Source organism: Metabacillus herbersteinensis (assembly GCF_042433335.1).
GTDB lineage: Bacteria > Bacillota > Bacilli > Bacillales > Bacillaceae > Metabacillus > Metabacillus herbersteinensis.
In genome coordinates, this window is the sequence record NZ_JBHLVO010000001.1 from 244,629 (window position 1) to 257,196 (window position 12,568).

The window sequence follows — 12,568 nt, forward strand, 5'->3', positions numbered from 1 at the left end:
ATTACCTTAATTTTTCTACCTTAACTGGTTTCCAGCCTTGATTCTCCACCCATGTGATATGGACTTTGTATTTAACTGACTTGTCTTTTGGTGAAATTGTGCCTGCAGCGTCATTTGGGCTACCGTTATTACCGAGGAACCAGATGATCATATCTGATTCTGAGATGCCTGTTGCACTACTTAATGCTTTGGTCATTTCTGCCCAATCTTGTGAACCTTTATCATAGGTTGCAGTGTGTTGACCTGATTGTGATGTGCCCACTGGCTCCCATGCTGGGTTTTCGATTACTTCTTCAACATTTGAATTCGGATCTCCCTCAGTGATTGTTGCTTCTTCATCAGTCGTTGCATCGTCTTCTTCCATGCCTTCTGGAACATCTTCTTCATTATTTAGGTCTTCTTCGGACCCTTTATCTGACTCTTCATTACTCTCTTCTTCTTTTTCATCTATTTCGCTTTCTTTATTCGCTTGTTCGCCAGATAATTTAATTTCTGGTTGCTCATTATACTTACCAGATGCTTTTTCGTTATTGCCACCAAAGAATAATGATGAACCAATGACCCCGATGAGAACAACAACGATAGCAATTAGCGTATTAAGGACTACATTCGTTTTTCTGCGTTTGTCTCTTTTTTCAAAACGAGAAGATTTTCCAGTAAATTTACTCAATTTGGTACACTCCTTTATCCCTCATAGCTCTCAATCTTATTCTAGCATCTCTGCAGAAATCTATCTAGTGACATTGTGATCAAGATTATACAGTTCTTGGACAATGTCATAATAAATGGAATTAGTAACAGACTCAGCGCTAGGTGTATCCATCTCAACTACAACTAACACATATTTAGGGTTTGTTGCTGGAAAAAAGCCTGCAAACCATTTGTTGTAGAGATCAACGCCTTTATTGTTACGCTTCCCAGTTTGTGCAGTTCCTGATTTACCTGCAACTTCATAGGGCAGGGTTTGAAACCTTCTTCCTGTTCCTTCTGTATCTGTTACAACATTTCTCAACATTTGCTGAAGCTTTGTCGCTGTGTAAGGTGAGATTTTTTCGCCATCTAAAGAATTAGACGAAAACTCATACATATTTGTTCCACTTTTATATAATATATTTTCTACGATGCGTACTTGCTGTTTTTGTCCACCTCTTGCTATGGTCGCCATCATATTTGCAACACCAAGTGGAGTTACTTTTACATCAAGCTGACCTATTGCTGTTTGAGCAACTGCTCTTTGTACGCGCTTGTCCCCTTCATCTCCCCAGATGTTGCCAGTCATTTCCTCTGGAAGCTGTTTAAATTGATCATAATGATACACTTCACCCTGCCAACCTACTGGACCAAGTAACCCCAATTTATCAGCTGTTTCCTCAATTACATTTTCATTTTTCGCCACAAGTTCTTTTGCCAACGTTGTAAACGTGTAATTGCAGCTTTTTGAAAAGCTTCGATCAAAGGATAGCGGTCCATCCTCCTGTTTCCCGTCAGCTTCTCCGTACATATTTAAATTACAGTTAAACTCTCTTGATGGACTGTCTAAATCATATTCAATTGCAGCCGCGGAAATGACAGTTTTAAAAATTGAACCTGGAAAGAGTGGTGAAAGCATTTGATTTGTATACGTATCTCTCTGAGAACGGTCAAAATCAGGCTTGCTAACCATCGCAAGAATTTCATTTGTTTCTACGTCCAATAAAACTAAGCCGCCTCGATTCAACTCATGCTTGTTTATCGTTTTCTCAAGCTGTGCTTGCATTTCTTTATGTATCGTAGTTTCTACAGAAACGGGATAAAATGGATTAGAATCTGCAATGTATTTAACATTCACTCCAAACAACGGATTTCCATCACCATCTACATGATAAAGCAATTTTGTTTCTGCATCTGGTAATAAGAATTCATCAAATGCTTTCTCAAGACCAGTAACACCTATTTTGGTTTTGTAAGAAAGATCGCTGCGATCTGGATACTTTTCTCTTAGACGTTCTGCATTTTCACCTGTTATTCCAATGATATGCTCGGCTACTTTCTCATGTATCGGTGATTGTTTAAAGATTCCAAAAACACCTGGGATTTTCAGCTCATTGATTTGATTTAAGTCGGCCTCCGTTAACTCCACACCATCTTCTTTTGTTAACACAAGAGGTTCTTTGGCGTATTGTAGAAGTCGTTCAATCTCATAAAGAGGCATATCAACAATTTTAGATAGCTCCTCTTTTTTCCAGTCAACGTTTTTTAAAAATGGAAATAATACAAGAGAAGGCTGTGTTACATGCAGGAGTGGCTCACCGTTTCTATCAACAAATCTCCCTCGACCATGATCAATCAAGACTTCTTGTGTTCTTTGCTGAACACTTTCTTGAATTAAATTTATCCCTTTACTTGTAAATGATTCTGTGTGAATTAATTGAACATCCGCTAATCTTACTAAAATCAACATGAAGGAAAGAAAAAAGAAAATACCAACAATCATCGCTCGTTTTGTCTGTAACATAAAAAAACACCTCATCTTAGTTTCGACGAGGCGCTGGTAATATAAACCTTTATTATTTGATACTAACGATTTTCACACTCAATTCGCCACCAGGAGTTTGAGCACTTACTTTATCGCCAACTTGACGGCCCATAAGACTTTTGGCGATTGGTGAGTCATTGGAGATTTTTCCTTCCAACGGATCTGCTTCAGCACTACCCACGATTGTATACGTTTCTTCGTCACCATTTGGAAGCTCTACAAACGTAACGGTTTTTCCAAGTGAAACGGTATTTGAGTTAGCAGAATCCTCTTCAATGATTTTCGCGTTTCGAATCATATTTTCTAATGTTGTCACACGACCTTCAACAAATGCTTGTTCTTCTTTTGCAGAATCATACTCAGAGTTCTCAGAAAGATCTCCAAAGCTACGTGCGATCTTAATTCGTTCAACAACCTCTTTACGTTTAACCGCTTTCAAATATTCAAGCTCCTGTTCAAGCTTTTCTTTACCTGCTTTTGTCATTGGAAAAATCTTTTCTTGTGCCATGTTCTTCACTCCTTCTAGTGACTGTCCCCTTAAGTTCTAGTTATGTATAAGTTGGTTCAAGTAAGAAACCAGTAGTATTACGTTATTTTAACACAAAAAATAAATGATGTACTGTAAAACACTAAGGAATTACTTTATATACGTTTGCATTACAAAAAAAGTAAGGGCAAATTAGATTTGCCCTTGCCCACCTACCGGTCTTTTGTACATAGAAAAGGCTTTTGATCTAATTTCACTTTATTTTAGTCTATACATAATATGGTCACAGTACACTTTATCTATGCTATGTTATTACAAAATTGCGTTTTGTTCAAGAATTGTTTGAATTTTTGTTACCATTAAGTCGATTGCAACGTGATTTTGTCCACCTTCTGGAATGATAATGTCAGCATACCGTTTTGTAGGCTCGATGAACTGATTATGCATCGGTCTAACAACTGAAACATACTGTTCAATTACTGAATCAATTGAACGTCCACGTTCTTTGATGTCTCTAAGAATTCGACGAATAATTCGAATGTCTGCATCTGTATCAACATAAAGCTTCATATCCATAAGATTTCGTAATCTCTCATCCTCTAGGATCAAAATTCCTTCAAGAATGATTACATCTTTTGGTTCGACAGGAATAACATCTTCGCTTCTTGTATGCAATTTATAATCATAGACTGGTTTCTCAATCGCATCATAAGTTAATAAATCTTTAATATGTGTAATTAATAAATCATTATCAAATGCCAATGGGTGATCATAATTCGTATTTAAGCGCTCCTCATATGGCAAGTGACTTTGATCTTTATAATAATAATCTTGTTCAATCATTAAGATTGAATGACCTTTGAACTGCTCATAAATTGATTTGGTAACACTTGTTTTACCAGACCCAGAGCCTCCAGCAACTCCAATGACGACGGGTTTCCTTTTCATTACATTAGAACCCCTTTCGCATCATGTTGTTTGGGAATACGGGACTGACCGCTTTAAATTTGACAATTTGTAGCGGGTGACGTGCAGCATCAAGCTCATTGCCTTCTTCGTCCCAAATTGTATCAACTTTTTGTGTAAAGTTTATTATTTCAGGCCCAAAGAATTCCACTTCTTCTCCTGGTTTAAAATAATTACGTTGTTGAAGAGTAACAATACTTGTTTTTTCATCATAGTCGATTACAAGTCCAGCAAAATCATTGGTTGTTTTTTTACTGTGCTGACCAAACATTTGCTCCTCAGTTCCTGGTACGCCCTCAAAGAAAGCCGACGCAGTTTCACGATTTGCACACTTGTCTAACTCTTTTAACCATTCAACGTCTATTTTGAAGTTGTCAGGGTCTGCACAATAGGCATCAATTACCTTGCGATAGACACTCACTACTGTTGCAATATAATGAATTGATTTCATACGACCTTCAATTTTAAGACTATCGATCCCTAATTCAATCATTTTTGGAATGGATTCAATTAAGTTTAGATCTTTTGGACTCATTGCAAAAGCTGCGTCATCTTCGGTAAACAATGCCACCTCTTTATCGTCATCTACTTTAAAAAGGTCATAATCCCAGCGACATGATTGACAGCAGCCTCCACGGTTCGAGTCACGCGCCGTCATATGGTTACTTAAAGTACAACGTCCAGAATAAGCGATACACATAGCACCATGAATAAATGCTTCAATTTCAATATCTACTTTTTCTTTCATTTCTTTAATTTCTTCAGCACTTGTTTCACGGGCTAAAACGACACGTTCTAATCCTTCCTCTTTCCAGAATTGTACCGCTTTCCAGTTAGATAGGGACTGCTGAGTGCTTAAATGAATTTCTAACTTAGGAGCAACTCGTCGACTTGTTTCAATGATTAGAGGATCGGCTACAATAATTCCGGTTACACCAGCACCTTCTATGTCTTTCAAGTAAACGTCAAGACCTTCTATATTCTCGTTGTGTGCATAAATATTTGTTGTCACATAAATTTTCGCGTTATACTTATTTGCAAACGCTACGCCCTCTGCCATTTCAGCTATTGAGAAGTTATCTGCATTTGAACGAAGTCCATATTCACGTCCTCCGATAAATACGGCGTCTGCACCATATTGAACAGCAATTTTCAACTTGTCAAGGTTGCCTGCAGGTGCAAGTAATTCTGGTTTTTTTGTAATAACACGTTTTCCATCAATAATTGTTGAAATTGCTTCGTTTACAGCAACCATGTTTTTCCCCTCCTTGTATAAAAAGCGCAAGCGCCTTGTTCAGACCCGACAAGCATAAGACGATTCTAAATAGAAGGCGTTCTTTGCCTTCAATTTAGAATTGACTTATGACCTCGAGGGTCTAGGCGCTGGAGCTGGACTTGCGAAACGCATACTGAGTCTAAAATTATATAAATTCTGATTTTATTAAAAAAGCGCAAGCGCCTTGTTCAGCCCCGACAAGTTAAACCTCGAGGCAGTCAAAAGCGCGACGTCAATCGCCATGACTGCACTAGCACGTCCTGTGCGTCGTGGCTAGGCGCTGGAGCTGGACTTGCGAAACGCTTACTAAGTCTATATATAAATTGATATTGTTCTAACTGTTCAAAACATAAAAAATGTCTTTAATGTTTCTCTTAATAAACCGTTTCTTTAAAGAAGAATCCTGTATCTAACGGACGATTCATAGGTTGTATCGCTTCAATTTCTTCAAGTAATTTTTCTTTACTGTCGTCATAATCCCCACTGTTGTTTACATATAGATCAATCGCTTTTCTATATTTCTTCGTAACCTCGATAAGATAGTCAGATGATTTTAAAATGCCATCGATTTTGAATGAGTCAATGCCTGCATCAATTATGTCTTGTAGTTCGTCAATAATACAGATGTCATTTGGGCTCATAATATGTGTTCCATTCTTATCTTCAAAAATTGGGTATTTATTATCTCTTTCATTGTCGAACAAAAACATATTTTCTGCTTGCTCGCGATTTTCCACTTGCATTGCTTTTCCTTGATACTCAAAATAGTTACCAAGTAGTGAGCGTTTAGATTGAAACATACACGTCATCCCGTGTACCTGCACTTCAATTTCAACTTCTGCATTTTCCTTCATTTCAATAATGGCATCCAAGTTTAATTCACGAGCAAGAACTGCGCGCTTTGCACCTTTTCTTCCCCAGTAATTACACGTAAAGTAATTCGTAGCAGTTGTTTCTGTGTTCCAATGCAGTTTCATGTTCGGTGCTACTTCTTTTGCGACCATTAACACTGCAGGATCACCAAATACGATTCCATCTACATTACTATCATTAAGGTAAGAGATGTATTCCGATAATTCTGCAATTTTGTCATTGTGAAAAATTGCGTTCATTGCAACATAAATCTTTTTTCCATGTGAATGGGTGATGATTGTTGCTTCTTTAATTTGCTCACAGGTGAATTCCCCCGCTAGACGCAATCCATACTGTTGTTCACCAACGAGTAGCGCATCCGCACCAGCATCAATCAGCAGCTTTACATCTGCTAAACTCGTTGGTGTTAAGAGTAATTCTGGTTTTTTTGTCATTGTTCATTCCACCTCGTTCTTGCTGTCATATAAAATTTTTGGCTAAAGTGATCGGCTTACTGCAATTCCATCTCCAACTGGAATTATCGTTGTTTCATAATTTGGAAGGGTATAAAGCCATTCATTGTACGTATTTATTTTTCTAACAAGTTGCCGAACATTGCGGCTGTCAATTTCACTAACATCTTTGGCGACAATTCCTTTAAACAAGACATTGTCAGTGATGATAAGCCCTTGTTTTGCAAGCATTGGCTCATATAAATTAAAAAAACCTCTGGATTGGCTTTTGGCAGCGTCGATAAAAAGCGCGTCGAAAGGACCTTGCTTTCGAACTTCTTCAGAAATCTCTAATGCATCACCTAATAAAAGATGAATTCTGGTTTCTAAATTGAGTTTTGTTATATATTCTCTCGCTTGTTGATAACGGGTTTCGTCACGTTCAATTGTGATGATTTCTGCCTCTGGCAGTTTCATTGCCATCCGAATTGCGGAGTAGCCAATTGCAGTCCCAATCTCTAAAATCTTTTTAGGTTGTTGCATCGAGAGTAAGAGTAACAATAGCTCAACTCCCGTCTTTTCCATAATCGGCACACCATGAAGCCCTGCGTATTGTTCCATTTCTTCAACGTATGGAGTTCGTCCCGGAATGAGTTTTTCCAAATACGTGAGCACTTCTTGCTTTATCATAGCTGCCTCCTCATAAATAGTTAATATACTTAAAAAGAAGAGCCTCATAAATGAGAACTCTTTTAATCAAAAGCGTAAGCGCCTTAAATATCTAATCGTAATCTATTTTTAATAAGAAGAGTTACTTTCCAAATAAGGTCGTTTCTTGTCACAACTCGATATATTTTAACATAAAGGGAAAGAGAACGCGAATATTAATCACGTTCTCTACACTTTATTCTTGATTTGTAATATGTTCTGCTTTTGCTTTATTATGTTCATCAAGCGTTTTAGTAAAAATAACTTCTCCTTCTGGAGTAGCTAAAAAGTAGAAAAAGTCCGTTTCCTCTGGTGTTAATGCAGCACTAAGTGACATTTCCCCCGCATTTGCTATTGGTCCAGGGGGTAAACCTTTATTTTTATATGTGTTATATGGTGAATCAACCTCAAGATCCTTGTAAAATACACGGTCTTTGTGCTCGCCTAATGCGTATAACACAGTTGGATCTGTCTGTAGCGGCATCTCTTTATTTATTCGATTGTAAAAAACACTTGAGATTTTATCTCTGTCTGCCTTTTCAGTTGCTTCTTCTTCTATTAATGAAGCCATTGTTAAAAATTCATGAACAGACATGTCTCTTTCCTCTATCTGATCATAGTATTTTTGAACGAGTTCATTTGTTTTCTTAATCATTGGTTCAAAGATTTCCTCTAAAGTTGGTTCTTCTTTGTAGTAAGGATATGTAGCTGGATATAAATATCCTTCTAATGCATATTGGACATTTTCTTGAAAAATATCATCCGTTAGCGTTTCTGGATATTTTTTCTTTAGCGAATCAATAAAATCTTTATCTGTGAGTTTCTTTAATATTTCCTCTTCACTAAAAGATGTTTTACTAGACGTAATTCGTGCAATTTCAGTAAGCTTCCTACCTTCAGGTAATGTAAGTTGAAACACAGCATTCTGAGATACCTTTCCCTTTTTCAAGCTTGCAATTATGTCTCGAAAGGTCATGGTTTTGTTTAATTGATACTCTCCAGCTTGGAACCCTGATTCATTTTTAAACTTCACATAATATTTAAAAATACGATCGTCTTTGACGATATGATTTTCTTTTAAAATACTCGCAATAGCTGAAACGGATGAACCAATTGGAATAGATACTTTAACTGGTGTATCGTCTTCTGTATCCACAGGTTCTAGCGCTGACTTTATATAAAGATAACCGCCCCCGAAAATTCCAGAAAAAGCTATAATTAAAACTATAAAAACCGTTAAGACGATTTTACGAACAATTTTTGCTTCTTTTTGTTTTTCTAGGAGCTTCTTGCGAAAAGCATCCTTGCTCGAATCGACATCAGACATTGTATTCCTCCTCTCATTCCAACTATTATACTACAATTTTCTTTTAATTTCGGCAATCTTTTCGGGATGAGTTCGGTGAAAATTTAGTGGCCTAGAAAACCACATAAAAAGAAGATGCTGACACATTTCGTCAGCATCTTCTTTTTGGACGATCGATTTATTCTTCGTTTTCTTCTTCTTCATCAAGGAAAGTGTTTAACATTTCTTCGATCATGTCCCACTCTTCTTCTGATTCAATCGGCTCTAATTCTCCATCTTCTCCGTCTTCATTTGCACTGAAGCTCGAAGCGTGGATTTCAATTTCTTCGTCATCATTCTCATCTGCGCCTAATGGGTAGTATAGGACATATGATTTATTGAATTTATCTGATTCAAATGTGAAAAGTACCTCACAAAGTTGTTCGTTTCCGTTTTCATCAATTACCGTAATTTGTTTTTCGCCGTTTTCCATATTTTACACCTCATCTAATTTTTTTGACAGTTTTTAGCCAGTTAATTAAGACTATCTAAATAGCCTTGTAGGATCATGACTGCAGCCATTTTATCGATCACTAGTTTTCTTTTCTTTCGACTTACATCTGCAGAGATTAGCATTTTTTCTGCCGCCATCGTCGTTAAACGTTCATCCCAGAGGATAACAGGAAGCTTGAAGTGTTCTTCAAACAGTACAGCAAACTGCTCACTTGCTTTTCCTCGTGGTCCGATGGTTCCATTCATGTTTTTTGGCATACCAAGAACGGCTTTTTCGACAGAATATTCTTTGATGAGTTCAGAAAGTCGATCCCAACGATAGTTTCCACTTTCCTCATCTATTTTAATTGTTTCAATGCCTTGGGCAGTCCACCCGAGTTCATCACTTATCGCAACACCAATCGTTTTGGTACCTAAATCAAATCCAATTATTCGCATTTTAAGCCTCTCTGTGGTGTTGAAGATAAAATTTTACGAGTTCCTCGATGAGTTCATCGCGTTCGAGCTTACGTATTAGGTTTCTTGCTTCACGATGACGTGGGATATAGGCTGGGTCACCGGAAAGTAAATAACCAACTATTTGATTAATTGGATTATATCCTTTCTCTTGCAATGCATCATAGACCGTGCCCAGTACCTCGTTTACATTTGTTTCAACCGTTTCATCAGAAAAGTTGAATTTCATTGTTTTATCAAACGAACTCACCTTATGCACCTCTTTCTTCAGATTTAAATTCAGGTGAGAAAAACCTATAGTTAAATCTGCTTGTTACTTCTTACTTTACATTTTACACCAAGATCGCTAATTATTAAACGGATTTAACCCATTCTTCGACAATCCCCAGCGCATCCTCAATTTTTTCAGGATCTTTTCCACCAGCTTGAGCCATATCAGGACGGCCGCCACCACTGCCACCGCAACGCTCGGCAACTTCTTTAATTAGTTTTCCTGCGTGATAACCTTTTTCGACTAAATCTTTTGTAATTCCTGCTACTAAGTTTACTTTACCATCACTTTCTGCTCCGAGAACTACAATAGCTGAACCTAATTTATTTTTCAAGTCATCAAGCATTGCTCGCACACTATTCATGTCTTTTGCGTTCACTTTACTTGCAAGAACAGTTATACCATTCACTGTAACAGCACGATCGACAAGACTTGTTGCTTCAACATTTCCAAGCTTAGCTGTAAGAGATTCATTTTCTCTTTGAAGTGAACGTAATTCGGTTACCACATTCTCAATTTTAGAAACGATGTCTCTAGGGTTTGCCTTTAAAGCTGTAGCCGCATTTTGTAGTGTCGTAAGCTGATTATTAATTAGTTCATAGGCTGCCTTCCCAGTTACTGCTTCAATTCTTCTTGTTCCAGCACCTATTCCTGTTTCAGTTAGAATTTTAAATATTCCGATGGAAGCAGAATTATCAACATGACATCCACCACATAGCTCCAAGCTATAGCCCCCAACTTGGACAACTCTTACTGTTTCACCATATTTCTCACCGAAAAGTGCCATTGCACCCAATTCTTTTGCTTCCTTCAGTGACTTTAATTCTGTAATAACTGCAAGACTGTTCCAGATTTTCTCGTTTACAATTTGTTCAATTTGCGCTAATTCATCCTGATTGACTCCTCCAAAGTGTGAAAAGTCAAAGCGTAGGCGCTCGGATGTTACAAGGGAACCTGCTTGATTTACGTGTTCACCTAACACATCTTTTAACGCTTGGTGTAGCAAATGGGTTGCCGTATGATTTTTTATGACTGCACTTCTTATTTTTTCATTAACGGAAGCATTTAGTTGATCATTTGTTTTTAAAACTCCACTTTCAACAATTACATTGTGTAAGTTTTGACCGTTAGGCGCTTTTTGAACGTCCTTAACTCTGACAAGAACTTTCTCATGAGTAAGTGTTCCCTCGTCAGCAATTTGACCTCCACTTTCAGCGTAAAAAGGCGTTTGATCAAGAATGACTTGAACTTCATCTCCAGCTTCAGCTTGCTGTACAACTTCTCCATTTATTAAAATAACTAACGCTGTAACCGCTTCTTTGTTTAACTGGTTGTATCCAACGAATGTACTTTCGACTGTAATATCTCCGAGCACGCCACCTTGGACTTTCATTGAGCCAACATCTTGTCTCGCTGAACGTGCACGATTACGCTGACGCTCCATCTCTTGTTCAAAGCCGATGTGATCTACTTCCATTTTTTCTTCTTCTGCATACTCTTCTGTTAATTCAATCGGAAATCCGTATGTATCATATAACCTAAAAACGTCTACACCAGGAATTATCGTTTTACCAAGTTTCTTTTGTTCTTTAATAACTGCTCCTAAAATAGCAAGTCCATCATTAAGTGTTTCATGAAATCGTTCTTCTTCATTTTTGATCACTTTTTGAATGAACTCAGTTTTTGCTTGCACCTCAGGGTAAAAGTCGACCATGACTTCAGCGACAACCGGAACAAGTTCATACATAAATGGTCGATTAATTCCTAGTTTTTTAGCATAACGAACCGCTCGGCGCAACAAACGACGTAACACATAGCCACGACCTTCATTTGATGGTAACGCCCCATCTCCAACTGCAAAAGTGACAGTACGTACATGGTCAGCAATGACTTTAAATGCCGTATCCTTTTCGTTGTCATTTCGATATTTTTCACCTGAAACAGCTTCTGTTGCACCAATAATCGGCATAAACAAGTCTGTATCAAAATTTGTTGGCACATTTTGAATGACTGAACACATACGCTCTAACCCCATACCTGTATCAATATTCTTCTTCGGTAGAGGTGTATACGTTCCATCTGGGTTATGATTGAATTGAGAAAAGACAAGATTCCATACCTCTAAATAGCGGTCATTTTCTCCACCTGGATACAATTCAGGATCACTAGAATCATTGCCATATTCTTCGCCACGATCATAGAAGATTTCAGTATTCGGTCCACTTGGGCCTTCACCAATGTCCCAAAAATTCCCTTCAAGTCTGATAATGCGCTCTTCTGGGATCCCAATTTTCGTTGTCCAAATCTCAAATGCCTCGGTATCTTCCGGATGAATGGTAACAGACAGTTTGTCCGCATCAAAGTTAATCCAATTTTCGCTCGTTAAAAACTCCCATGCCCATTCAATTGCCTCTTCTTTGAAATAATCACCAATGGAAAAATTTCCGAGCATTTCAAAAAAAGTATGGTGACGAGCTGTTTTCCCAACGTTTTCAATATCGTTTGTACGGATTGATTTTTGTGCATTACATATTCGTGGATTAGCTGGAATAACACGGCCATCAAAATATTTTTTCAGTGTTGCAACACCACTATTTATCCATAAAAGTGTTGGATCTTCATGTGGAACAAGCGGTGCACTTGGTTCAACAGCATGGCCTTTTTCCTTAAAAAAATCTAGGAATAATTGACGTACTTGTGCAGATGTAAAGTTCTTCATTGTTCTTCCTCCTCCATAAATTCAAAAAACTCCCGTCTCTGTGTAAATTAAATCATTTACACAGGGAC

General features: G+C 37.7%; 12 protein-coding genes. All 12 read right to left on the reverse strand.

Features of this window, described 5'->3' with window-relative positions; translation table 11 throughout:
* Position 1: 1 nt before the first annotated feature.
* Positions 2-670, reverse strand: coding sequence for a YrrS family protein (locus ACFFIX_RS01295; protein ID WP_378929708.1), 669 nt, complete (start codon positions 668-670; stop codon positions 2-4).
* 60 nt (positions 671-730) lie between these two features.
* Complete coding sequence (locus tag ACFFIX_RS01300; protein WP_378929710.1) at positions 731-2,494, reverse strand: peptidoglycan D,D-transpeptidase FtsI family protein; 1,764 nt, start codon at positions 2,492-2,494, stop codon at positions 731-733.
* A gap of 52 nt (positions 2,495-2,546) precedes the next feature.
* The gene (gene greA, locus ACFFIX_RS01305) at positions 2,547-3,023 is read right to left on the reverse strand and encodes a transcription elongation factor GreA (RefSeq protein WP_378929712.1); all 477 of its coding nucleotides are present in this window, start codon (positions 3,021-3,023) and stop codon (positions 2,547-2,549) included.
* 291 nt (positions 3,024-3,314) lie between these two features.
* On the reverse strand, positions 3,315-3,950 hold the full coding sequence (gene udk / locus ACFFIX_RS01310; protein WP_378929714.1) for a uridine kinase: 636 nt from the start codon (positions 3,948-3,950) through the stop codon (positions 3,315-3,317).
* A 4-nt stretch (positions 3,951-3,954) separates the two neighbouring features.
* On the reverse strand, positions 3,955-5,223 hold the full coding sequence (locus tag ACFFIX_RS01315; RefSeq protein WP_378929716.1) for a peptidase U32 family protein: 1,269 nt from the start codon (positions 5,221-5,223) through the stop codon (positions 3,955-3,957).
* Between the two features lie 395 nt (positions 5,224-5,618).
* Positions 5,619-6,551: a peptidase U32 family protein gene (locus ACFFIX_RS01320; protein ID WP_378929718.1), complete on the reverse strand. Its 933-nt coding sequence runs from the start codon at positions 6,549-6,551 to the stop codon at positions 5,619-5,621.
* Positions 6,552-6,593: 42 nt separating this feature from the next.
* Positions 6,594-7,238, reverse strand: coding sequence for an O-methyltransferase (locus ACFFIX_RS01325; RefSeq protein WP_378929720.1), 645 nt, complete (start codon positions 7,236-7,238; stop codon positions 6,594-6,596).
* A 214-nt stretch (positions 7,239-7,452) separates the two neighbouring features.
* Positions 7,453-8,583 carry an endolytic transglycosylase MltG gene (mltG, locus tag ACFFIX_RS01330; protein WP_378929722.1) on the reverse strand — a complete coding sequence of 377 codons (1,131 nt, stop codon included), beginning with the start codon at positions 8,581-8,583 and terminating at the stop codon, positions 7,453-7,455.
* A 157-nt stretch (positions 8,584-8,740) separates the two neighbouring features.
* The gene (locus ACFFIX_RS01335) at positions 8,741-9,034 is read right to left on the reverse strand and encodes a DUF1292 domain-containing protein (RefSeq protein ID WP_378929724.1); all 294 of its coding nucleotides are present in this window, start codon (positions 9,032-9,034) and stop codon (positions 8,741-8,743) included.
* Positions 9,035-9,075: 41 nt separating this feature from the next.
* Positions 9,076-9,492, reverse strand: a complete 417-nt coding sequence (ruvX, locus tag ACFFIX_RS01340; protein WP_378929726.1) for a Holliday junction resolvase RuvX — start codon at positions 9,490-9,492, stop codon at positions 9,076-9,078.
* A gap of 1 nt (position 9,493) precedes the next feature.
* Complete coding sequence (locus ACFFIX_RS01345) at positions 9,494-9,760, reverse strand: IreB family regulatory phosphoprotein (protein WP_378929728.1); 267 nt, start codon at positions 9,758-9,760, stop codon at positions 9,494-9,496.
* Positions 9,761-9,863: 103 nt separating this feature from the next.
* Positions 9,864-12,500, reverse strand: a complete 2,637-nt coding sequence (gene alaS, locus ACFFIX_RS01350; RefSeq protein WP_378929730.1) for an alanine--tRNA ligase — start codon at positions 12,498-12,500, stop codon at positions 9,864-9,866.
* Between the last annotated feature and the right edge of the window lie 68 nt (positions 12,501-12,568).

What these genes read in the sequence shown, in the direction of transcription:
- ACFFIX_RS01300 (WP_378929710.1), bottom strand. Translation starts at nt 2,494, where the DNA reads ATGTTACAGACAAAACGAGCGATGATTGTTGGTATTTTCTTTTTTCTT.
- greA (WP_378929712.1), bottom strand. Translation starts at nt 3,023, where the DNA reads ATGGCACAAGAAAAGATTTTTCCAATGACAAAAGCAGGTAAAGAAAAG.
- udk (WP_378929714.1), bottom strand. Translation starts at nt 3,950, where the DNA reads ATGAAAAGGAAACCCGTCGTCATTGGAGTTGCTGGAGGCTCTGGGTCT.
- ACFFIX_RS01315 (WP_378929716.1), bottom strand. Translation starts at nt 5,223, where the DNA reads ATGGTTGCTGTAAACGAAGCAATTTCAACAATTATTGATGGAAAACGT.
- ACFFIX_RS01320 (WP_378929718.1), bottom strand. Translation starts at nt 6,551, where the DNA reads ATGACAAAAAAACCAGAATTACTCTTAACACCAACGAGTTTAGCAGAT.
- ACFFIX_RS01325 (WP_378929720.1), bottom strand. Translation starts at nt 7,238, where the DNA reads ATGATAAAGCAAGAAGTGCTCACGTATTTGGAAAAACTCATTCCGGGA.
- mltG (WP_378929722.1), bottom strand. Translation starts at nt 8,583, where the DNA reads ATGTCTGATGTCGATTCGAGCAAGGATGCTTTTCGCAAGAAGCTCCTA.
- ACFFIX_RS01335 (WP_378929724.1), bottom strand. Translation starts at nt 9,034, where the DNA reads ATGGAAAACGGCGAAAAACAAATTACGGTAATTGATGAAAACGGAAAC.
- ruvX (WP_378929726.1), bottom strand. Translation starts at nt 9,492, where the DNA reads ATGCGAATAATTGGATTTGATTTAGGTACCAAAACGATTGGTGTTGCG.
- alaS (WP_378929730.1), bottom strand. Translation starts at nt 12,500, where the DNA reads ATGAAGAACTTTACATCTGCACAAGTACGTCAATTATTCCTAGATTTT.